Here is a 23,511-nt window from a genome sequence, read left to right as displayed (position 1 = left end):
CGTCAAGACTGTTAATTATTATAATAGGTATATAAACGAACAACGGCATTTGTCTCAGAGAGCAAATGCCGTTGGTTAGATTAAACGTGACGCAACATTTTTACTACATCAAACCTGCGTTTTTTCATCCTCACGCTGGCCCTGCTCCGCCTGCGACAGACCGGCGCCCGGCACCGGATCGGCAGAGAAGCCGCGCAGCCCGACCACATGCACATGCTCCGTATTATTAAAGACTTTACGGACCAGTTTGTAGGTGGTGCCTTTCTCCGGACTGATGTTTTCCGGCGCAGCGATAATCAGCTGCATCTCCAGCCGCTCACACAGCTCAAACAGCGTGGCGATAGATTTGGCGTCAAGACGTGCCGCTTCATCAAGGAACAGCAGGCGGCAAGGGCTAATGTCTTTACCGCGCAGGCGGCGTGCCTCTTCTTCCCAGCTCTGCACCACCATGACCAGAATCGACATACCGGTACCAATCGCCTCACCGGTGGAGAGCGCCCCGCTCTCCGCACGCAGCCAGCCGTCCGAACCGCGGTTCACCTCCACTTCCATCTCCAGGTAGTTACGGTAATCCAGCAGCTCTTCGCCGATGGTCTGCGCCGTGCGCTGGCCCATATCAATCTGCGGATTCAGACGCTGCCACAGCTTCGCCAGCGCTTCCGAGAAGGTCAGGCGATTGCTGTTGAACAGATCCTGATGCTGCTCATGCTGTTCCGACAGCACATCCAGCAGCGTGGCGTGGCTTTCGCGCACGTTGACATTCAGCCGCACGCTGCGCACCTGGCCGAAGCTGACGCTTTGCAGCCCCTGGTTCAGTTGACGGATACGGTTCTGCTCGCGCTGGATGGTTTTGCGAATAATATTCGCGACGCTGCGCGAGCTGATCGCCAGCATTTTTTCGCGCGCGGTCAGCTCTTCGGTCAGGCGGCTCAGCTCGATCTCCATCTGCTCAATCGCCTCTACCGGATCGTCGGTACGGATAATATCCTGGCGGATACGCTCGCGCAGATGCTGGTAAACCGCGATAAAGAACTGGATTTTGCGCTCCGGCCGCTTCGGATCTTCCGAAAGACGCAGCACGTCACGCAGATGTTCATTATCGGCCACCGCCAGACGCAGCGCCCCCAGCGCTTTATCGGACATCGAGCGCAGCTCATCGCCGCCGAGATAGGCCAGCTCACGTCGGTGCAGACGACGTTCGACGCCGTTATCTTTCACCATTCGCATCACCGCGCACCAGCCCGCTTTGGCGCTGACCACCTGTTCACGGCTGAGATGGTAATCGCGCTCCAGGCGACGCAGTTTTTTCTGCAGCCCATCCATTTCCGCTTCGCAGAAGGTCAGCTGTTTTTCCAGCTGATTGCGGCGCGAGCGGTTATGGCTGAGCGCATTATGCAGCTCGTCGCGACGGATGCGCGCGCGCTCTTCGGCGCTGGCGTCCGCCTGCACGCCGATATCCAGCATCTCCTGCTGCAACTCTTTGAGCATGTCGCGCTTGGCGTCGTATGCGCTTTTCAGCGAGGCTAACACCTGCGAATACTGGGTCAGCTTCGTCTGATGTTCGCGCAGCTGCTCACGCGCGCGCGCGCGCTCCGCCTCGGCATGTTCCAGACGCTGACGCAGTTTTTCGTTGAGATCGCTGGTGCCGGTCAGCATACCGGCCGAATCCGCGTAGCCGAAATGGGCGCGACGCTGCACCACTTCGGTGATGGCGAAGGCCTGTTGACGCGCCTCGCGCTGCGCCTGCTGCGCCTGCTGATAATCCGCTTTCAGCTGCTCATGCTGCTGCGGATCGCTCTGCAGCACACTCAGCAATGGCTCAAGGCGCGACAGGTGATTGCCGTGCTGCTGAATAAAGCGCGCCGCCTCCTGCGCCTCGCTTAACAGCTCGCGCAGCTCTTCGCAGCGATCGGCCAGCGTCTCGTCAAGCAGCAGGTTCACGCGCGGCAGCAGGCGGTTAAGCTGCGCCACGCCCTCTTTCGCCTGCTCATACTGCTGACGCTGCTGCTGGTTTTCGCTTTCATGGGCGTTCAGCGCGCGTTCGATTTCGCTGCGACGCGCGTTGAACTGACGAATTTGCGCTTCCGGATCTTCTTCAAACGCCACCGCCAGATGGCTGCCGATAAAGCGGCTGAAGGATTGATGCAGACGCTGGGTTTTCTGCACGTCGAATGAAAGCGTGGCGTAAGTTTCCGCCAGCTGCTCGCGCTGGTTATGCAGCAGCTCCAGCTGCTTCTCGCGCGCGGCGCGGCCGAACAGCGGCACTTTTGGGAAGCGGGAGTAGCGCCACTGGCGCTCCGCCACTTTCACCACGACCGCTCTTTCCAGCTCTTCGGTGCTGAACACGCTGTCGTCGAAGGATTGCGGATCGCCCTCGATCAGGTAGAGATCTTCCGGGCAATCTTCCAGCCCGTCCAGCTGCTCGCGCACCAGCGATAGATCGGGCACCACGATAGCGTGGCGCGACGGACCGTAGAGCGCCGAGAAGTAAGGCGCGTCTTCAAAGGTGACGTCATCATAAATTTCAGAGAGCAGCACGCCGCCGAAACGTTCGGCCAGCGCGTTAAGGCGCGGATCTTCCGAGCCGCCAGGCTGGCTCAGGCGTTCGATCTGCTGTTCGGTTTCACGTTTGCGCGCCGCCACTTCGTCGCGCTCAACCGTGGTTTCGCGCTCGCGCTCCAGCAGCTGCTGCATGAATTCGGTGACCTGCTGGCTATTTTCCAGCGGCTGTCCGGTCTGTTCGCTGAGCTGAGTCAGGATCTCTTGCGCCGCCAGCCAGTGCGGCGCGCGAGCGGTCAGCTGGCTGATGCGCTCGCGCACCTGCTCCAGCTCCTGGCGCATCATCATGCGCTGTTCACCCGCGTCGGCGACGCTCTGCCCCAGCTGCTCGATGCGCGCTTCCAGCTCCTGCTGCAGCGCTTCAAGCTCGTGCGCCTCATACTGTTGGCCCTGACGCTTGCAGAACTCGTTCAGCAGACGTTCCGCTTCATACTGCTCGCGCAGGCGCTGTTCCATTTCGGAGAGACGCATGCGCAGCGAAGCGAGCTGTTCAGCCTGATGACGCTGGTTGGCAGCATCGCGCAGCAGTTCCCGTCCGGTTTGCCAGGCTTCGCTGCGGCTGACTGGCCCGGCGATTTTGCACACCAGCTCGAACGCCTGTTCAAACTGACCGTGCGCCGCCTCGGCCACGCTCATTTTTTGCTCCAGCTGCAGCAGGGTTTCCGTCGCTTCCTGCTCGCGTGCCTGGAAGGTTTCCTGCCACTCTTCGGCGTTGTCGATGTTCAGCTCCGGCAGACGGCAGATCTCCTGCGCGCGCTTCAGCGCACCCAGCGCCTGCTGATACTGAATCGCGCGCGTTTGCTGCACGTCCAGCGCCTGCTGGTAATCCGCCAGCTGGCTTTTCAGCTCATCGACTTCCAGCTCGGCCGCTTCTCTGCGCGCTTCCCTTTCGTCCTGCACCTCGCGCGCTTCGGCCACCACTTCATTCTGCTCTTCCAGACGGTAGGTCAACTCATCAAGATCGGCTTCATAGCGCTCGATTTTCTCCTGCTGACGCACCGCCGTCTGTACCAGGTTAAGGTGATCGCTGGCGGCCTGGTAGTCGGTTTCGAGATCGCTTTCGGCGGCGCTGTGTTCAGCCAGCTCGCGCGCCATTTCGACATGGCGATACTGCTCGGCGGCCAGCTGCTTGCGGCTGGCGAAAAGATCGTTGCGCAGCACCAGCGCGCCGTCCAGGTGGATGCGGCGCTCGTTAGCGTGGCGCATGTAGTCCGAAGCGACATAGTTGGTGGCTTCGGAAATCAGATGTTTGAACAGATCGCGATCGGACTGGGTGACGCGAATCGCCTCCAGCGTCATGCGGTTTTCACGCAGCGCGGCTTCCATATCCTGGAACGCTTTACGCACGCCGCTGTTTTCCGGCAGCAGGTAGTCGCGCAACGAGCGGGTGATAGCGCTGGAGATGCCGCCGTAAAGCGAGGCTTCGATCAGGCGGTAGAATTTGCTGCGATCGCTGGCGGAACGCAGACGGCGCGCCACGATACCCAGTTCGAACATCAGGCTGTGGTAGTCGATAATGGAGTTGTACTGTTTAAACTGCACCCCTTCCATCGCCTCGACGCGATCTTTCAGCTCATTCAGCGGCAGCACGCGCGCCTGGCGCGTACCGACCGTCTCCGTCAACACTTCGGTAGGATGCTGCGCGCTCGGCAGGCCGTGAATACTGAAGGGACGAATATCAACTTTTTTATCGCGTCCGGCTACCTGCTGCAGCCGTACGCCAACGATCACGCGTTGATGGCGCGAGTTGACCACATCGAGAACCGAATAGCAGACGCCGGGACGCAGCTTGCCGTGCAGGCCTTTGTCGCGCGAGCCGCTGGTCGAGCCGGCTTCGGTGGTGTTACGGAAATGCAGCAGCGTCAGATCGGGGATCATCGCTGTAATAAAAGCCGCCATGGTGGTGGATTTGCCGGCGCCGTTGCCGCCGGAAAGCGTGGTCACCAGGTTATCAAGCTCAAAAGTGCGCGCAAAAAAACCGTTCCAGTTAATCAGCGTTAGCGAGCGAAACTTACCGCGTTCAATCATTCCTCTTCATCCTCCGCCGTTTCTGTCTGGCGCGCCAGGGCGTCCTGTTCTTCCGCGCTCTCTTCCAGCGTCATGGCTTCGCCGACGCGGATCATGCGCAGCTGCGCCTCGCGCGGGTCATCGCCGCTGCGCACATCCGCGCCAAAGCGAAATACCGATTCCATAATGCGAAACTTGCTGCTGTCGTTGCCCATAAACCACACCATGCCGAGACGGCGCAGGCGGCTTAGCGAAGCGCGCACTTTTTCATGCAGCTTCTGCCGATCGAGGTCGGAGCCGGTGGAGCGCTGGTTCACCAGCTTCAGCAGCTTGTGTTCATCCGCCAGGCTCAGCAGCTCGTCATACAGCTCCTGCTGGGAAAAGATGCCTTCATTGGCCAGGCGCTCCGGGCTGAGATAGAGATAGCAGAGAATTTTACCCACCAGCATATCCAGCTCCGACAGCACCGAACGCGGGATCAGCGTGGTGGAGCGCGGACGCAGATAGAAAAAGCCTTCCGGCGCGCGCACCAGCTCTACGTTGTAACGCGCGTAAAACTCTTCCAGATATTCCTGGTAATCCATCAGGAAGGCGTGGTTATCCAGCTCTTCAATACCAATATGTCGGCCCGCACGCAGCTGGCTGTCCAGCGCGGGAAAAATCGGATTCGCCAGCGCCTGTGCCAGCTTAACTGGCATCACTTGTTCAATATTTGTCGATGACATGCGCCTGCACCTTGGCTCCGTAATCATTAATGGGCTGCCATTGCGCCGGCAACCCGGAAAAATCAGCTTCCGCCACGCCTAAACGCACCGCCTGGTCGACGACGATGCGCGCCACGTCGAAATGACGGGCGCGTGGATACTGCGCCAGATAGTCCCGCATCACCTCGCCGAGGTTAAGCGGTTTATTTTCGGTTTTGTAAATCTGCAGCGCTTCTTCAATCATGGCTGCAAGCTGCTCGCGGATTTCATTGAACTCTTCATATTCCAGCTCCGACGGCAGCTCGCCGGTGACCTCTTCGTCGCGCAGCGCCATCTCTTCGTCACGCATGTCAAAGAGGCGATCCGCATTGGCGTAGGTCAGCGCCCAGGGCTGATCGAAGTAGTTCTGCACCGACTGGCGCAGCCGCTGCGCAAAGACGCGGTTTTTATCCATATCGATGGCGGTACGAATAAATTTATGGACGTGACGGTCATAGCCGATCCAGAGATCGATCGCCTGCTGGCCCCAGCTGATAATGCGATCCAGCTTGTTTTGCAGATCGAACACCAGCTTATCGACAAAGCCGAGATCGGGGCTGCCGAGCGTCGCGTCCTGAATACGCAGCAAGTTGGCCTGCAGCTTGTCGCCGGCGGCCTCCAGCGTATCCTGCAGCTCGCGCAGCGTGCCGGACGTTTCGGAGAGCAACAGCTCGCAGCTGGAGATCGCCGCGCGCCAGTCCTGATTCAGCAGCTCGGCGATATCGCTTTTTACCGCCTGTTGCTGTTCATCCATCAGGCGCTGGGTTAAATCGATGCTGTCGAAAATTTCCGCCACGGAATATTTCAGCGGCGCGAAGACATTGCGATGCCAGTGGAACTCGTCGCCATCCTCTTCCGCCGCGTCCGCCGCGCGCTTCAGCTCCTGCGCCACCACCGAAAGCTGCATCGACAGGCGCAGCGTAGAGAATTCGCGCTGGCGGATATAGTAATCGGTAATGCCGATGGCCAGCGGCGTCAGACGATAGATAGCGTTGCCGTCGGCCAGTTCGCTGGTAAAGCGGTTAAGCAGACGCTGGCGCACCATATCGTTGATCGCATTGTTGGCGCGCACCATAACGGTTTCATGCGTCTGTTCAAAGGCTTTGCTGACGTGGCGAAAGGCGTCAATCAGTTCGCCTTCGCTCATTTCGCCGTCCATGCGCTCGCTGTTGAGCGTGGCGACAGCCAGCAGGAAGGCCAGACGTTCGGTAGGTAACGAAACGGAAAAATCATTCTTCCGTGCCCAGGAGACCAGCTCCGGGACAGTCTGGGAAAAATCACTCATAGTTGGTCCTTCTGGGCGGGTTTCCGCGCGGTGACATGGATATAACGCCCGAGGCTGATAAAGGGCTCCTGTCGGCAATAGCGCGTCTCCATCGCCAGCACCCGATCAAATTCATCAATTCTTAACTGTTTGTCGTGCATATAATCATGAAATACCCGAATGCCGGCGCGGCGCTCAATGATAAAGCCGCACGCCTGCAGCCACTGATAAACCTGCTGGGGATCGCGCGGATAATCGGGCGACAGCGTTTTCTTTTTCCGCTTGACCATGCCCGCTTCCAGCCAGCCGAAATTGCCGTGCGCCAGGTTCTGCAGGATCAGGCCGTGCAGGTTATAAAACATCAGCGACAGCACCCCGCCCGGCGCCAGCGCGTCGTAGAGCGCGGCGAGGATCGCTTCAGGCTCGGCGACCCATTCCAGCACAGCGTGAAACAATACCAGATCGACCGGCTTATCCAAATGTTGCGCCACCTGCTGCGCGCTAATTTGTTTGAATTGCATGTGGGCAATCACGTTCTGCTGCTCCGCATTGGCGCGGGCGCGCTGCAGCATTTCACCGGAGATGTCGCACAGCAGCACCTGATGCCCGCGCGCCGCGAGGCCGCAGGCAATTTGCCCCTGCCCGCCGCCGACGTCGAGAATATGCAGCGGACGCGCCGGCAGCGTCGTTAATAGCGCGTCCAGCTCCTGCCACAGGATAGCCTGACGAATACGCCCTTTAGTGGTACCGTAAATGTTTTGCGCGAATTTATCTGCAATATCGTCAAAGTTACGATCCTGCATTGCGGCAGCTCCGGTGAATGGCCGTTAAGTGGCGCCTATTTTGTCATACCCCGGCGCAGAATGAACCTTTGATGCAGACTCTGGCTCTCGGATGATGTTTTTTCGGACAAAAGGAATCCGTAATGCTGTTTTTTACCCTAAAAAAAATCGCTGGCGGGCTGCTGCTGCCTTTGCCGCTCCTGCTTTTGACGATGGCCGTCGGGCTTTTGCTGCTTTGGTTCAGCCGCTGGCAAAAAAGCGGAAAAATTATCATTTCTGTGGGATGGGCCCTGTTATTGGCGCTGAGCCTGCAGCCGATTGCCGACGGCCTGCTGCGTCCACTGGAGAATCGCTATCCTACCCGCAATCAGGCAGACAATATTGACTATATTGTGGTGCTGGGCGGCGGCTATACCTGGAATCCCGCCTGGGCGCCCAGCTCGAACCTGATCGGCAACAGCCTGCCGCGCGTCACCGAAGGGGTACGTCAGTGGCGCATGCATCCGGGAGCGAAAATGATTTTTACCGGCGGCGCGGCGCAGCGCAATCCGGTGAGCAATGCGCAGGTGGCGGCGACGGTCGCCGCATCGCTCGGCGTGCCGCAGGCGGATATCATTCTGCTTGATCAGCCGCGCGACACCGACGATGAGGCGCGGGCGGTAAAACAGCGGGTCGGAGAGCGTCCGTTCCTGCTGGTCACCTCCGCCAACCATATGCCACGCGCGATGGCTTTTTTCCATCATCAGGGGTTGTCGCCTCTGGCGGCGCCGGCAAATCAGATGGCGATCGCTTCGCCGCTCAACGGGTGGGAAAAGGCGCTGCCTTCGCCGCTGTGGCTTAGCCATAGCGAACGCGCCGTCTATGAAGGGTTGGGCAGTCTCTGGCAAAGGATAAACGGTAAACAGGCGGCAGGTAGCGGGGCCGACGGGAAACCGGCGCCGTAGCAGCGTTGAAGCCCTGAAAAACAAGAGGGAGAGGCCGTCGCCTCTCCCTCTGTATTAACGGCGTCTGAACCACGCCGCCGTAGTCAGACGGACTGCTGACTTAGCCGGCCAGCACCGCGCGTACGCGCGCCAGATCTTCCGCGGTGTCGACGCCCGCCGCAGGCAGCGTGCGCGCCACGTCGACGTGGATTTTTTCGCCGTACCAGAGGACACGCAGCTGCTCCAGCAGTTCGATCTGCTCCAGCTGGCTTGGCTCCCAGCTGACATAGCGGCGGATAAAGCCTGCGCGGTAAGCGTAGATGCCGATATGACGCAGCAGACTGTCACCGATGGCGTCGCGCGAGTGGGCGAAGCGTTCGCGATCCCAGGGAATGGTGGCGCGGGAAAAGTAGAGCGCATAGCCCTGCGCATCACGCACCACCTTCACCGCGTTGGGGTTAAACGCCTCTTCCGCGCTGTCGATCGGCACCGCCAGCGTCGCCATGCCGGCTGCCGCGCCCGCCAGATTATCGGCGACCTGACGGATAATTTCCGGCGGGATCAGCGGCTCATCACCCTGCACGTTAACGATAATGGCGTCATCCGCGAACCGGCACTGCTCGATCACTTCCGCCAGCCGCTCGGTGCCGGACTGATGATCGGGGCGCGTCAGACAGACTTCGCCGCCGGCCGCCGTTACCGCCGCCGCCACGTCGGGATGATCGGTCGCGACGATCACGCGATCGGCGCCCGACTGGATCGCCCGCTCCATCACATGCACGACCATCGGTTTGCCATGAATATCCACCAGCGGCTTGCCCGGCAGACGCGTCGAGGCGAAGCGGGCCGGAATGATGGCGACAAAACTCATGGATGTATCTCGTCCGCGGACAGGGTGCGGGCTTCATTTTCCAGCAGCACCGGAATACCCTCACGTACCGGATAAGCCAGGCCGTCTGGTTTACAAATCAGCTCCTGCTGCTCTTTGTTGTAGTAGAGCTTGCCGTTACAGACCGGACAAGCGACGATTTCAAGTAAACGGTGATCCATGTTTCCTCCGTAATGGCCCGAAGCCTCAGTAGGGCAAGCATAACACAGCCGCGGAATGCGGCGATAATCTCACGCTTACGTCAGCATCCGGCTCGCCCCCAGCGCCTGACGCAGCGCCTCCGGCGCCTGCTCCAGCACCACCTGCTCCGCCCCCTGCCAGCGGGCAAAGCGATCCAGCGCGCGCTGTAAATCCCTGACGAATCCCGCGCCGATCCTGACATTCTCCTCCAGCCACAGGTTTTTGATGTGCAGGCAGCGCTCGCGGCGCAGCATTTTCGCATCCAGCCTCGCCTTGAGCGCGCCGCGATGCAGGAGCGGCAGCGTGAAATAGCCATACTGGCGTTTCGGCGCGGGCGTATAGCACTCCAGACGGTAGTTGAAATCGAAGAGCGCCTGGGCCCGACGCCGATCCCAGACCACCGGATCGAACGGCGACAGCACGGTCGTATGGCTGGCGTTCAGCGGCGCTTCCAGCCGGGCGGCGCTGTCGCGGTGCAGCCACATGGCGCCCATTTTTTCTACCGTGACCGGCACGATAAAGCCCTCTTCCTGCCAGCGCGCTACCGTCTCTTTTAGCGCGACGCGTTTCAGACGGTAGTAATCGGGCAGCCACTCCGCCCGAAACAGCCCCAGGCTGGCGGCGCTGTTACGCAGCATCCGCTCGCGCGCTGCCTCTTCGCTGAGCATATGTCGCGCATCATCCCACGCCGGCATGACCCGCTGGCGCAAATCGTAGATACGCTGAAAATTATGCCGGCCGCTGACCATCAGCTCGCCGGCGGTAAACAGGTTTTCAAGATGGCGTTTATGCGGCTTCCATGACCACCAGCCGGGTTGATGGCCGGGCGCGGTCGCGAAATCGGCGGAGCGTACCGGCCCGTTAGTCGCGATATGCCGCAGTAGATCGGCGATCTCATCGGCATGCTGCGCCATCCACGCCGCATTGTACTTCCAGCCCATTTTCTCCGGCTGCAGCATGCGGTGGCGCAGCAGCGAATAATCTTCAGCGGGGATAAAGCAGGCCTCGTGCGCCCAGTATTCAAACAGGCTGCCGGAAGCCAGCGCCTGTTCCAGCCAGCTTTCGGGATAGGCTCCCAGCCGGCTGAACAGCACCAGATAAGGGCTGCGCGCCACAACATGAATGGTATCGATCTGCAGCAACGACATCCGCCGGATGGCGTCGAGCAGATCATCGTAACGCGCTTTACGCTCAGGAGGATTCAGCAGACCCTGCGCCGCAAGATGCAGATTGCGGGCGGTCTGACGGGAAAGAGAAACGGGTGCCATCGGCGGCTCCTTTCAGTCGGATAGCACCAGTGTAATCATTAATCGCCGAATTTTTACCTCAGTTGCGGCCAAGCGCGGCGATTTTTTGCAGTAGCGGTTCGGCGGCGGCGGAGAGATGCGCATCCACCGGCAAATACCACCAGTTGTCATGCGCGAAGGCGCGGCACTTCACCGCATCCTTTTCCGTCATCAGTAACGCTTCATGCTCCGGCGTCAGCGCCAGCAGATCGGCTTCGCGATAGGCCTGATGATCGGCGAAAGGCACGGCACGCGCCACCGGCACAGCATGTTGACGCAGCGTGGCGAAAAAGCGCGGCGGATGCCCGATGCCCGCCATCGCCACAACGGATGCGAGCGAGGAGAGCGGCGCGCTGACGCCGGTTTTCAGGTTTATCGCCGCGCCCGGCTGCAGGCGCATGGCGATCTCCCCTTTCCCGGCTTCCCCGCCGTTCACAATCACCGCGTCAACCTGACGCAGGCGTCCGGCACGTTCCCGCATTGGCCCTGCCGGCAGCCACCAGCCGTTGCCGAAGCGTCGTTCGCCATCCACCACCACGATTTCGATATCGCGCGCCAGCGCGTAATGCTGCAGGCCATCGTCGGTGATAATCAGATCGAGCCGGTGAGCGGCAAGCAGCGCTTTCACCGCTTCGCTGCGCACCGGCGATACCGCCACCGGCGCACCGGTACGCTGCGCGATCAGTACCGGCTCGTCGCCCGCCTGCCCGGTTGTGGTCTCCGGCGTAAGCAGTAAAGGATAACGATCCGCTTTGCCGCCGTAGCCGCGCGAAACGACGCCAACGCGCAGCCCCTGCCGCTGCAGCTGTTCCACCAGCCAGATAACCACCGGCGTTTTGCCGTTGCCGCCCGCCGTCAGGTTTCCCACCACTACCACCGGCACCGGCGACCGCCAGGCCTTACGCAGGCCGAGACGGTAGCTGAGCCGGATCAGGGCGGTGATCGCCCCATACAGCAGGCTGAGCGGCAGCAGTAGCAGATAGAGCGGCGAACGTCCGCTCCAGATGCGCTCAATCATTGCCCAAACTGCATTTTATGCAGCTGAGCGTAAGCGCCCCGCTGGCCGATCAGTTCATCGTGCGTGCCGCGCTCGATAATGCGACCATCTTCCACTACCACGATTTCATCCGCTTTTTCGATGGTTGACAGGCGATGCGCAATCACCAGCGAGGTACGGTTTTTCTGCAGTTCATCCAGCGCTGACTGAATCGCGCGCTCCGATTCGGTATCCAGCGCCGAGGTCGCCTCATCAAGAATCAAAATCGGGCTATCGCGCAGCAGCGCGCGGGCGATAGCGATACGCTGACGCTGGCCACCTGACAGCAGCACGCCGTTTTCGCCGATCACCGTATCCAGGCCGTTTTCCATCTTGCGAATGAAATCCATCGCATGGGCCATTTCAGCGGCTTTTTCAATCTGCGCGCGGTCATAGACGTCGTTGCGTGCATAGGCGATGTTGTTAGCGATAGTGTCGTTAAACAGATGCACGTTCTGCGAAACCAGCGCAACCTGATTGCGCAATGAACGCAGGGTATATTCACGCAGGTCGTGACCATCGATCAAAATTTCGCCTTGCTGAATATCGTAAAAACGCGTCAGCAGGCTGGCGATGGTCGATTTGCCGGAGCCTGAGCGCCCGACCAGCGCCACGGTTTTACCGGCCGGAATGGAAAGATTGATATCGCGCAGCGCCGGAATATCGCGTCCCGGATAGGTAAAGGTCACGTTGCGAAACTCAATATCGCCTTTGGCGCGTTCAATAGTACGCGTGCCGTTATCCACTTCCTGCTCGCTGTCGAGAATCGAGAACAGTGTCTGGCAGGCGGCCATGCCGCGCTGGAACTGCGCGTTGACGTTAGTCAGGGATTTCAGCGGGCGCATTAACGCGATCATCGAGGAGAAGACCACGGTGATGGTGCCGGCGGTCAGGGTGTCCATTACGCTTGGGAAGCTGGCGGCATACAGTACGAAAGCGAGCGCCAGCGAGGCAATCAGCTGAATAATGGGATCAGAGATAGACGAGGCGGAGACCAGCTTCATTCCCTGATGGCGCATACGGTTGCTGACTTTGTTGAAACGCTGCGCTTCAACGTCCTGACCGCCGAAAATCAGCACCTCTTTGTGCCCTTTCAGCATCTGCTCCGCGCTGGTGGTCACCTGCCCCATCGTATTCTGCATATTTTTACTGATGCTGCGGAAACGTTTAGAGACGGTGCGGATGGCCATAGAAACGACCGGCGCCAGAACGATCAGGATAATGGAGAGCTGCCAGCTGTAGTAAAACATCATAATGAACAGGCCGATAATCGATGCCCCTTCACGTACGACGGTGACCAGCGCGCTGGAAGAAGAAGAGGCGACCTGCTCCGAATCATAGGTAATGCGCGATAGCAGCGTCCCGGTGGACTGCTGATCGAAGAAGGAGACCGGCATCCCCATCATATGGTTGAACAGCCGGCGGCGCATATTCATCACTACGTTGCCGGAGACCCACGAAATACAGTAGCTTGATGCGTAACTGGTCACACCGCGCACCAGCATCAGGCCAATCACGGCCAGCGGCATCCATATTAATACCGATTTATCAGCCTTCCCAAACCCCTCATCCAGTAAAGGTTTCAGCAATGACAGCATAAGGGTGTCGCCTGCCGCGTTGATGATCAGCGCTACGGCTGCCACAATCAATCCCGCTTTATGCGGTGCGATCATCGGCCAAAGGCGACGAAAGGTCTGCCATGTTGAGAGATCTTTATCTTGATGCATTATTTAACCAGCATTGTTTGAAATAGCCGCTTATTTTACCTGGATTCACCCTATACGCCAAACCACTGATGATACCAGCGGGGCAATATTTGTTCTCTTAACCCCTTGACTTGCCATCCGTCAGGATAAAACGCCACGCTAAGCTGCCCTGAACGGGCGGTATCACGCCACTGATAGCCGCTGTGCCGGTAGCGCTCAATCACCTGCGCGGAGGGCAGCCGCCAGGCGTTATAACGCGCCACCGAGGCTAACGCTACGCTGCCGCCAACGTTGCGCAGAAATGGCGCACTGGAGGAGGTCTTACTGCCGTGATGCGGCACCTGGATAATCTCCGCCTTGAGCGCGGCGCGATCGAGCCGCATAAGTTTTCTCTCCGCCTCTGCCTCCAGATCGCCGGTAAGCAGAACCTTTCGCCGCCCGTCATCAATACGCAGCACGCAGGAATCGTTATTACCGCCGTTGGCGCCGATCGCGGGCGGCCACAGCACGGTAAACGCCAACCCCTGCCATTGCCATTCGGTGCCGCGAATACAGGGGTGATGCCCTGGCAGCGTGAGCGCGCTGCGCAGTCTGGCGTTCGGCCAGGCGCGCGCGATATCCTCCAGGCCGCCGATATGATCCAGATGCGCATGGCTGACCACCACCTCATCCACCGTCAGCCCTTGCCACTCCAGCCAGGGCAGCACGGTTTGCCGCGCGGCGCTGCCGCCGGGCCAGCGGTTTCCGGTGTCGTAGATCAGCGCGTGCCCGTTGCGCGAAATCACCAGCGCCAGACCATGACCGATATCCAGCATATCCAGCCGCCACGCCGGTTCGTTACGGCTCAGCTGCCACAGCGAAGGCAAGCAGCAGGCAACCAGCAGCGCCAACGGTGTACGTCGCCACCAGCCCAGGCGATAAGCGATGAACAACAGCCATACGATCAGGCTGCTGGTCACTGCCGCTTTGCCAAGCGGCAGCCACCCTTGTGGCAGCAGCGCGAGCAGATAAAACAGCAGCGCCAGAGAACGATCCGCCAGCCACCAGAGCGGAAATGCCAGCCATGTGGTCGGCATCATCAACGCGAACAGCAGTGCCGGCACGGTAATAAATGTCACTACCGGGATTGCCAGCATGTTCGCTGGCAACGACGTCAGGCTGACGCCATGAAAGATAAACACCTGGAGAGGCACAAGCAGCAATATCATACCCGCCTGCAGGTGCGCCAGCTGCAGCAGCATCCAGCGTTTGCGATAGCGCCAGCGCGCAGGCAACGGAAACCACTGATACCAGAACAGCAGTATGGCGACGGCGATAATCGAGAGCCAGAAGCTCTCAGAGAGGATGGTTATCGGGTCGAAAAACAGAATACTGCCGACGCAAATCAGCCAGATTTGCCAGCTACTGCAGTTAATGTGCTGCAGTCGGGTCAGCGCCCAGGCGGAGAGCGCAATCATCGCCCTGATGGCGGGCGGATTGCTTCCTGACAGCCAGCAATATCCGGCGGCCACTCCCAGGCTAAACAGCAACGGCAGCGAATAGCTTATGCGCCATGCGGGCAGAAAAAACTGCAGCAGGCGCGCCGCCAGCCAGCCCAGCGAGGCGGCGAGGCTGATATGCATGCCGGAAATCGCCATCAAATGTGCGATGCCGGTATCGCGCAGAAGGCTGCGCGTCCCGGCGCTAAGCGCCTGCCTGTCGCCAAAGAGCAACGCGGTCATTACGCTGCGCCAGGGAAGATGCTGATACTGTGCCTGGGCATGAGACATCAGGCGGTGCCGCCAGCCGCAGTCGGCCTTAACCGGCGTGGCCGCCAGCAGCGTGCCCTGCAGCGGCATGCTGCCGGCCAGGGCGAAGCGCTGCGCATCAAACCCGCCTTCATTAAGCCGGGCATGCACCGGCCTTAAGCGCAGCGTCATCTCCCAGCGCTGACCGGCACACCAGGGCTGGCGCAGCTTGCCCATGGCAATGCTGGCGTAAAGTGGAGGAAAGCGTCGCCGGGCATCATGCTCCCGGATCCTGACGAGCAGCCGTTCCTTTTCCTGCATCACCTGTTGGATTTCCGCCTGCACCTTTATCCTTGTCTGGCTGAGCGCGGCGACGGGAGTCAACGCCTGCTGCGCCGCCAGCGCTGCCCAGACGAAAAAGATGCCATAGAGGCCGATAAAACGTACGCTTCGCACCGGTAGCGCCATCAGCGCCAGCGCCCCGCCCAGCAGCGGGATCAGGATCGACAGTCCCGGCAGATGAGGCAGAAACAGTAAGGGCAGCGCGGCGATGGCGGCCATAAAAGCCAGTGTGGGCAAGGTATAGGGCATCGTCTCATCCTTATGAATCCCGGATGAGTATGCCCGGATGCGACGCCCTGCGCAGGCGGCGCGGTTACGAGTCTGAAGCGGGGCGGCAAAGATTGCCTCTCAATTACCGGAGAAGCGGCAAGACCTGCGAGACAGCACACATTTCCTGAATAACAGGCAAAAAAAAACGACACCAAAGTGTCGTTTTTCAGTCGTCGTCTTTTGCTTAACCGTAAATGTTCGCCCGATCGCGCAACTCTTTACCCGGTTTAAAGTGCGGAACGTATTTACCTTCCAGTTCCACCTTATCACCGGTTTTCGGATTGCGACCCACGCGCGGCGCACGATAATGCAAAGAGAAGCTGCCGAACCCCCGGATTTCGATGCGTTCGCCCTGAGCCAACGTTGTGGCCATATGCTCAAGCATCTCTTTTACCGCATCCTCTACGGCTTTCGCCGGGATATGAGTTTGCTGGGCCGCAAGTCTTTCGATAAGTTCTGACTTGGTCATTAGTCCTCCGGTTAATCCCTGTTGGAATGGTCTGACAGCCTGCTCATGGCACCGGGCGCCAGAGGCAGCCCGGAACCATAAGACGATTACTCGCCTTTAGCCGCTTTGAATGCTTCAGCCATAGCGTTAGAGAAGTTGCTTTCTTCCTGTTTGTTGTTAACAGAAGCGATAGCGTCTTTCTCGTCAGCTTCGTCTTTAGCACGTACAGACAGGCTTACAACGCGGTTTTTGCGGTCAACGCCGGTGAATTTGGCTTCAACTTCGTCGCCAACGTTCAGTACCTGAGTAGCGTCTTCAATGCGGTCGCGTGAAGCTTCAGAAGCGCGCAGGTAGCCTTCAACGCCGTCTGCTAATTCAACTGTAGCACCTTTAGCGTCAACTGCAGTCACTTTACCAGTCACAATCGCACCTTTCTTGTTCAGAGAGATGTAGTTGTTGAACGGGTCTTCTGCCAGCTGCTTAACGCCCAGGGAGATACGCTCGCGCTCTGCGTCAACCTGCAGAACCACTGCCGCGATTTCGTCACCTTTCTTATACTCGCGGACCGCTTCTTCACCAGTTGCGTTCCAGGAGATGTCAGACAGGTGAACCAGACCGTCGATGCCGCCTTCCAGGCCGATGAAGATACCGAAGTCAGTGATTGACTTGATTTTACCTTCAACACGGTCGCCCTTGTTATGGGTTTCCGCGAACTGCTGCCACGGGTTAGCTTTGCACTGTTTCAGGCCCAGGGAGATACGACGACGTTCTTCGTCGATATCCAGAACCATCACTTCTACCACGTCGCCAACGTTAACAACTTTAGACGGGTGGATGTTTTTGTTGGTCCAGTCCATTTCAGACACGTGTACCAGACCTTCAACGCCTTCTTCGATTTCCACGAAGCAGCCGTAGTCAGTCAGGTTGGTTACGCGACCGGTCAGGCGGGTGCCTTCCGGATAACGTTTAGCGATAGCTACCCACGGATCTTCGCCCAGCTGTTTCAGGCCCAGAGATACACGGGTACGCTCGCGGTCGAACTTCAGCACTTTAACAGTGATTTCGTCGCCCACGTTGACGATTTCGCTCGGATGCTTAACGCGTTTCCATGCCATGTCGGTGATGTGCAGCAGGCCGTCAACGCCGCCCAGATCGACGAATGCGCCGTAGTCAGTGAGGTTCTTAACGATACCTTTGACTTCCATGCCTTCCTGCAGGTTTTCCAGCAGCTGATCGCGTTCTGCGCTGTTTTCGGATTCGATAACGGCACGACGAGAAACAACAACGTTGTTGCGCTTCTGATCCAGCTTGATTACTTTGAACTCAAGCTCTTTGCCTTCCAGGTGCAGCGTATCGCGCACCGGACGCACGTCAACCAGTGAACCTGGCAGGAACGCACGAATACCGTTCAGCTCAACAGTGAAGCCGCCCTTGACTTTGCCGTTGATCACGCCAGTTACAGTTGCAGCTTCTTCGTAAGCTTTTTCCAGCATCAGCCATGCTTCGTGACGCTTCGCTTTCTCACGAGACAGCAGGGTTTCACCGAAGCCGTCTTCTACTGCATCCAGAGCAACGTCAACTTCGTCACCAACCTGGATTTCAATTTCGCCCTGGGCGTTCTTGAACTGCTCAGCCGGAATGGCGGACTCAGATTTCAGACCGGCGTCAACCAGTACGATATCTTTGTCGATAGCAACAACAACACCACGAACGATGGAACCCGGGCGGGTTTCGATTTCTTTCAGGGACTCTTCAAATAGTTGAGCAAAAGATTCAGTCATATTTAATCTTTAGATAGGTAAATTTAACGTCCACCTGACTTCCTGCCGGATGGGGTTGTTTAACATGCCTGATGACCGTCCATGGCATCAGGTTATCGCATCTGTTCTGCCGCCGGCTCAGGCTAATGCCAGCTTATCGCGGGCATAGCTCAGCGCGGTGTCGATGACCTGTTCGATGCTCATGCTGGTCGAATCCAGCACTAAAGCATCTTCCGCTGGTACCAGCGGCGCAATAGCTCGGTTACGGTCGCGCTCGTCGCGCTCCTTTATCTCGGCTAAAAGGCGTTCAAAGTTAACACTAAAGCCCTTTTCCTGCAACTGTAGCATGCGGCGATGCGCCCGCTCTTCGGAGCTGGCGTCGAGAAAAATCTTTACCGGGGCGTCCGGAAAAACCACGGTTCCCATATCTCTGCCGTCGGCAATCAGGCCTGGCGCATCGCGAAATGCGCGCTGACGACGCAGCAATGCTTCACGCACGCGTGGGAACGCGGCAACTTTCGATGCCGTATTGCTGACATCCTGAGTGCGAATCTCGCCGGTAACGTCTTCGCCTTCAAGAATGACCGCCATCTCTCCATCGGTGGAAACAAAGCGCACATCCAAATGCGCGGCGATAGGCACCAGCGCCTCTTCTGATTCGATATCTACCTGATGGTGTAACGCCGCCAGCGCAAGCACGCGATAAATGGCGCCGGAATCAAGCAGGTGCCACTGCAGCGCTTCGGCCATAGCCTTACACAGCGTGCCTTTGCCGGCGCCGCTTGGTCCATCAATGGTAATTACCGGGGCTGTTGCCGTCATTTTATTCTCCTGTTGCTGCTGGTCGTTCTTGTGGCGACCTGCGCTTACTCACAGGTCGCGGCGCATTATACGCTGCAATCATCCCGAACGTTATCTTTAAGCATAGACAGGCATTAAATATTCTTCTTTTTAAGAAGATCCTTTGCCGAGAAAAAACGGCGAAACGTGTGTGCCGTCACTCCTCAGGCAGAGAAGGACGGCACCGTTATCAGGCAGGCGTACTGATGGCGGCCAGACGTTCGAAGTAGTCAGGGAAGGTTTTGGCGGTGCATTTCGGATCAAGAATAGTGATCGCCGTATCCGACAGCGCCACCAGCGAAAAACACATCGCCATGCGGTGATCGTTGTAGGTGCCGATATGAGCCGAGCGCAGCGTTGCTGGCGGCGTAATGCGGATAAAGTCTTCGCCCTCTTCCACCTCTGCGCCCACTTTACGCAGTTCGGTCGCCATCGCGGAGAGACGATCGGTCTCTTTGACCCGCCAGTTGTAGATATTGCGCAGCACCGTCGTACCTTCGGCAAATAGCGCGGCGGTGGCGATGGTCATAGCCGCATCGGGGATATGGTTCATATCCATATCCACCGCCTGCAGCCGATCGCGCGTACAGGCGATGTAATCGTCGCCCCACACGATTTTCGCCCCCATATTCTCCAGAACGTCAGCGAAGCGGATATCGCCCTGTACGCTGTTGCGGCCGACGCCCGTTACGCGCACCGTACCGCCCTTGATCGCCGCAGCGGCAAGAAAATAGGAGGCGGAAGAGGCATCGCCCTCCACCAGATAGTCGCCCGGTGAAACATAACTTTGCTGACCACGGATAGTGAAGCGTTGATAGTTATGATTCTCTACCGCTACGCCGAACCGCTGCATCAAATGCAGGGTGATATCGATATAAGGTTTGGACACCAGCTCGCCTTTAATCACGATATCAGTATCCTGCGGCGCCAGCGGCGCAGCCATCAGCAGCGCGGTTAAAAACTGGCTTGAAACGCTGCCGTCGACGCTCACTTCGCCGCCCGCGAAACCGCCGCGCACGCGTAACGGCGGGTAGTCGGCCTGCTCCAGATAATCGATGCGCGCCCCGCCCTGGCGCAGAGCGTCAACCAGGTGGCCGATCGGGCGCTCTTTCATGCGCGGTTCGCCGGTCAGTACAATATCGTTGTCCGCCAGGCAGAGCGCGGCCGCCAGAGGGCGCATGGCGGTGCCGGCGTTGCCGAGAAACAACTCCAGCGCACCTTCGGCTTTTAATGGGCCGCTGTTGCCGACCACTTCGCAAACGGTACGATCTGACGAGAGCCGGTAATCAATCCCCAACGCGCTAAGCGCATTAAGCATATGTTTAACGTCATCGCTGTCCAACAGATTGGTCAGCCGCGTCGTTCCCTGAGCCAGCGCCGCGAGAAGCAAAGCACGGTTAGAAACGCTTTTCGAGCCGGGCAAGTTAACCGTGCCGTCAACGCGAGCGATGGGTTGTAGTGTCAGGGATTCCTGCATGTGAAAACTTCTCTCCGTAAAACCAGAACAACGGAACCTCGCATCAGGGCGAGGTTCCCAATAACAGCGTTAAGCGCTTTTACTCAGCCGTGACGACGTTCAAAATCAGTCATGAAATCCGTCAGCGCTTTAACGCCTTCAAGCGGCATCGCGTTATAGATGGAGGCACGCATTCCGCCAACCACGCGGTGCCCTTTCAGCGCATGCAGGCCGGCGGCGAGCGACTCTTCCAGGAACAGCGCGTCGAGAGCGGCGTCAGCCAGCTGGAAAGGCACATTCATGCGCGAACGGTTCGCGACGGCGACCTCGTTGCGGTAAAAATCGCTGCGGTCGATGGTGCCATACAGCAAATCCGCTTTCGCCTGATTAATTTTATCGATTTCACTCACGCCGCCGCGCTCTTTCAGCCATTTGAACACCAGGCCGGAAAGATACCAGGCGAAAGTAGGCGGCGTATTGAACATCGAATCGTTATCGGCCAGCGTTTTATAATCCAGCACTGAAGGCAGCGCCTGCTGCGCGTGGCCCAGCAGATCTTCGCGGACAATGACGAGCGTCAGCCCTGCCGGGCCGATATTTTTCTGCGCGCCGGCGTAGATGACGCCGTAGCGGCTGATATCGATCGGGCGGGAAAGAATGGTGGAGGAGAAATCGGCGACCACGACTTTATCGCCAAAATCGGGTTGCTCATCGATGGCCAGGCCGTCAATGGTTTCATTCGGGCAATAATGCACGTAGGCGGCATTATCGCTGAGCGTCCACTCGCGCATCGGCAGTAGCGCGCGCTTGCCGTCCCGCTCGACTTTCACGTCGATGCTATTCGGCGCGCAGTATTTCTTCGCTTCCTGAATGGCGCTGTGCGCCCAGTAGCCGCCATCGATATAGTCCGCGGTTTTCGCCGCCCCCAACAGATTCATCGGCACCGCCGCAAACTGCGCGCGCGCGCCACCATGACAGAACAAAACTTTATAGTTGTCGGGAATTTTCAGCAGATCGCGTAAATCTTTTTCTGCTTCCTCTGCAACCTGAATAAATTCCTTGCTGCGATGGCTGATCTCCATCACGGAAGTGCCAAGTCCATTCCAGTTGCAAAGCTCTTGCTCTGCACGACGAAGCACTTCTACCGGCAACATTGCCGGACCGGAGCTGAAATTATAAACCTGCGTCATTTCCCGTCACCACTGTCAGATCTGTTGATTATGAATAGGCTATCGGTTTTATCACTGCCATCAGTATGCTGCAAACATTTCTCTGGGCGAGATCACATTTTCCCCAGCCCTGTCGCAACAGCTTGTACGGTGAAAGTAAAGCGGTGCGATATTTTGTGAGGTTTCGCGCATCGAAGAATTATTGAAACAGAAAAAAACGAGTATTTTGCCGCCCCAGAGGCCACGAAATCTGACTCCTTCAATAGCGTCCTGAAGGGAAAATCCGTATCATTGCGCGCTTTACGCTCAACCAACCAATAGTAGGCAACATGACTCAAACCTTTATTCCAGGCAAAGATGCCGCGCTGGAAGATTCCATTGCTCGCTTTCAGCAGAAACTGCAGGATCTCGGCTTTAATATTGAAGAAGCGTCCTGGCTGAACCCGGTGCCTCACGTCTGGTCGGTGCATATTCGCGACCGCGATTGCCCGCTTTGTTTTACTAACGGTAAAGGCGCCAGCAAGAAAGCTGCGTTAGCCTCTGCGTTGGGCGAATATTTTGAACGCCTTTCAACCAACTACTTCTTCGCTGATTTCTGGCTGGGCGAGACGATCGCCAACGGCGATTTCGTTCACTATCCCAACGAGAAATGGTTTCCGCTGCCGGAAGATGACAGCCTGCCGGAAGGGATGCTGGATGCGGGCCTGCGCGCCTTCTACGATCCGGAAAACGAGCTGAGCGCCAGCGGCCTGATCGATCTGCAGTCCGGCAATGCGGCGCGCGGCATTTGCGCCCTGCCGTTTACCCGTCAGTCCGATGCACAGACCGTTTATATCCCGATGAATATTATCGGCAACCTCTACGTCTCTAACGGCATGTCCGCCGGCAATACGCCTAATGAAGCGCGTGTGCAGGGGCTGTCTGAAGTTTTTGAACGCTACGTAAAAAACCGCATTATTGCTGAAGCCATCAGCCTGCCGGCCATTCCGCAGACGGTGCTGGATCGCTATCCGGGCGTGGTGGAAGCCATTGCGCGCCTTGAGGCGGAAGGGTTCCCGATTTTCGCCTTCGACGCCTCGCTGGGCGGCAAATACCCGGTAATCTGCGTGGTGCTGTTCAACCCGGCGAACGGCACCTGCTTCGCCTCGTTCGGCGCCCATCCAGATTTCGGCGTGGCGCTGGAGCGCACCGTTACTGAACTGCTGCAGGGCCGCGGCCTGAAAGATTTAGACGTCTTCACGCCGCCAACCTTCGACGATGAAGAAGTGGCCGAGCATGCGAACCTGGAAACGCACTTTATCGATTCCAGCGGTGCGATCTCCTGGGATCTGTTTAAAGATCAGGCCGATTACCCCTTTGTCGACTGGCGTTTTGCTGGCAGCACGGAAGAGGAGTTCGCCACGCTGATGGCGATTTTCGAGGCGGAAGGCAAAGAGGTTTACATCGCCGATTACGAGCATCTGGAGGTATACGCCTGCCGCATTATCGTGCCGGGTATGTCCGATATTTATCCTGCCGAAGATCTGCTGCTGGCGAATAACAACATGGGTGCCGATCTGCGTGACACGCTGCTGGCGCTGCCCGACAGCCAGTGGGATAAAGCGGATTATCTGGCGCTGATTGAGCAGCTGGATGAAGAAGGCCATGATGACTTCACGCGCGTACGCGAGCTGCTGGGCCTGGCGACCGGCAAGGATAACGGCTGGTACACCTTACGCATCGGCGAACTGAAAGCGATGCTGGCCCTGGCGGGCGGCGATCTGGAGCAGGCGCTGATCTGGACCGAGTGGACGATGGAGTTCAATAGCTCAGTCTTTAGCGCCGAGCGCGCCAATTACTATCGCTGTTTGCAGACGCTGCTGCTGCTGACGCAGGAAGAAGAACGCGATCCTCAGCAGTACTACTCCGCTTTCGTCCGCATGTACGGCGCCGACGCCGTTGAAGCCGCCTCGTCAGCCTTAAGCGGCGAAGCGCCCTTCTACGGTCTGCAGCCGGTAGATAATGAATTGCAGGCCTTCCCTGCGCATCAGGCTCTGCTGGCCGCTTACGAAAAGCTGCAGCGCGCTAAGCGCAACTACTGGAAATAAGTGAGCCTTTAGCCGCATTTTTAAGTCAGCTACTTTA

17 protein-coding genes are annotated in these 23,511 nt (G+C 58.3%); 2 read left to right on the top strand and 15 right to left on the bottom strand.

Going from position 1 to position 23,511, the window contains the following annotated elements; translation table 11 throughout:
- Positions 1–108: 108 nt before the first annotated feature.
- The 4 genes from mukB to cmoM are packed head-to-tail and all read right to left on the bottom strand — an operon-like array spanning position 109 to position 7,376.
- Complete coding sequence (mukB, locus tag C2E15_RS07700) at positions 109–4,587, bottom strand: chromosome partition protein MukB (RefSeq protein WP_104956847.1); 4,479 nt, start codon at positions 4,585–4,587, stop codon at positions 109–111.
- Complete coding sequence (gene mukE / locus C2E15_RS07695; protein WP_104956846.1) at positions 4,584–5,291, bottom strand: chromosome partition protein MukE; 708 nt, start codon at positions 5,289–5,291, stop codon at positions 4,584–4,586. The genes mukB and mukE overlap by 4 nt, the downstream gene beginning before the upstream one ends.
- On the bottom strand, positions 5,272–6,594 hold the full coding sequence (mukF, locus tag C2E15_RS07690; protein WP_104956845.1) for a chromosome partition protein MukF: 1,323 nt from the start codon (positions 6,592–6,594) through the stop codon (positions 5,272–5,274). The genes mukE and mukF overlap by 20 nt, the downstream gene beginning before the upstream one ends.
- Positions 6,591–7,376, bottom strand: coding sequence for a tRNA uridine 5-oxyacetic acid(34) methyltransferase CmoM (gene cmoM / locus C2E15_RS07685; RefSeq protein WP_104956844.1), 786 nt, complete (start codon positions 7,374–7,376; stop codon positions 6,591–6,593). Before cmoM ends, mukF begins: the two co-directional genes overlap by 4 nt.
- A gap of 125 nt (positions 7,377–7,501) precedes the next feature.
- Between cmoM and elyC the strand changes: the two genes are divergently transcribed.
- Positions 7,502–8,299 (top strand): envelope biogenesis factor ElyC, encoded by a 798-nt coding sequence (gene elyC, locus C2E15_RS07680; protein WP_104959115.1) that lies wholly within the window; start codon positions 7,502–7,504, stop codon positions 8,297–8,299.
- A gap of 100 nt (positions 8,300–8,399) precedes the next feature.
- Here elyC and kdsB read toward each other — a convergent pair whose 3' ends face one another.
- From kdsB to serC, 11 genes are all read right to left on the bottom strand, one after another.
- A complete protein-coding gene (gene kdsB / locus C2E15_RS07675; RefSeq protein WP_104956843.1) occupies positions 8,400–9,149 on the bottom strand; it encodes a 3-deoxy-manno-octulosonate cytidylyltransferase in 750 nt (249 codons plus the stop codon).
- Complete coding sequence (locus C2E15_RS07670; protein ID WP_104956842.1) at positions 9,146–9,328, bottom strand: Trm112 family protein; 183 nt, start codon at positions 9,326–9,328, stop codon at positions 9,146–9,148. The genes kdsB and C2E15_RS07670 overlap by 4 nt, the downstream gene beginning before the upstream one ends.
- A gap of 75 nt (positions 9,329–9,403) precedes the next feature.
- Positions 9,404–10,615: a winged helix-turn-helix domain-containing protein gene (locus tag C2E15_RS07665; RefSeq protein ID WP_104956841.1), complete on the bottom strand. Its 1,212-nt coding sequence runs from the start codon at positions 10,613–10,615 to the stop codon at positions 9,404–9,406.
- 58 nt (positions 10,616–10,673) lie between these two features.
- The gene (gene lpxK, locus C2E15_RS07660; RefSeq protein WP_104956840.1) at positions 10,674–11,651 is read right to left on the bottom strand and encodes a tetraacyldisaccharide 4'-kinase; all 978 of its coding nucleotides are present in this window, start codon (positions 11,649–11,651) and stop codon (positions 10,674–10,676) included.
- Complete coding sequence (gene msbA / locus C2E15_RS07655; protein WP_104956839.1) at positions 11,648–13,396, bottom strand: lipid A ABC transporter ATP-binding protein/permease MsbA; 1,749 nt, start codon at positions 13,394–13,396, stop codon at positions 11,648–11,650. The genes lpxK and msbA overlap by 4 nt, the downstream gene beginning before the upstream one ends.
- A gap of 50 nt (positions 13,397–13,446) precedes the next feature.
- Positions 13,447–15,693: a ComEC family protein gene (locus tag C2E15_RS07650; protein ID WP_104956838.1), complete on the bottom strand. Its 2,247-nt coding sequence runs from the start codon at positions 15,691–15,693 to the stop codon at positions 13,447–13,449.
- A 205-nt stretch (positions 15,694–15,898) separates the two neighbouring features.
- The gene (ihfB, locus tag C2E15_RS07645) at positions 15,899–16,183 is read right to left on the bottom strand and encodes an integration host factor subunit beta (protein ID WP_038627039.1); all 285 of its coding nucleotides are present in this window, start codon (positions 16,181–16,183) and stop codon (positions 15,899–15,901) included.
- Between the two features lie 86 nt (positions 16,184–16,269).
- Complete coding sequence (gene rpsA, locus C2E15_RS07640) at positions 16,270–17,943, bottom strand: 30S ribosomal protein S1 (protein WP_104956837.1); 1,674 nt, start codon at positions 17,941–17,943, stop codon at positions 16,270–16,272.
- A gap of 117 nt (positions 17,944–18,060) precedes the next feature.
- Positions 18,061–18,744 (bottom strand): (d)CMP kinase, encoded by a 684-nt coding sequence (gene cmk, locus C2E15_RS07635; RefSeq protein ID WP_104956836.1) that lies wholly within the window; start codon positions 18,742–18,744, stop codon positions 18,061–18,063.
- 208 nt (positions 18,745–18,952) lie between these two features.
- Positions 18,953–20,239 carry a 3-phosphoshikimate 1-carboxyvinyltransferase gene (gene aroA / locus C2E15_RS07630; protein WP_104956835.1) on the bottom strand — a complete coding sequence of 429 codons (1,287 nt, stop codon included), beginning with the start codon at positions 20,237–20,239 and terminating at the stop codon, positions 18,953–18,955.
- 83 nt (positions 20,240–20,322) lie between these two features.
- Positions 20,323–21,408 (bottom strand): 3-phosphoserine/phosphohydroxythreonine transaminase, encoded by a 1,086-nt coding sequence (gene serC, locus C2E15_RS07625; protein WP_104956834.1) that lies wholly within the window; start codon positions 21,406–21,408, stop codon positions 20,323–20,325.
- Between the two features lie 308 nt (positions 21,409–21,716).
- Between serC and ycaO the strand changes: the two genes are divergently transcribed.
- Positions 21,717–23,474: a 30S ribosomal protein S12 methylthiotransferase accessory factor YcaO gene (ycaO, locus tag C2E15_RS07620; RefSeq protein ID WP_104956833.1), complete on the top strand. Its 1,758-nt coding sequence runs from the start codon at positions 21,717–21,719 to the stop codon at positions 23,472–23,474.
- Positions 23,475–23,511 lie beyond the last annotated feature (37 nt).

It is taken from the genome of Mixta gaviniae, from assembly GCF_002953195.1.
Lineage (GTDB): Bacteria > Pseudomonadota > Gammaproteobacteria > Enterobacterales > Enterobacteriaceae > Mixta > Mixta gaviniae.
This window is presented reverse-complemented; position numbering and strand designations above follow the sequence as displayed.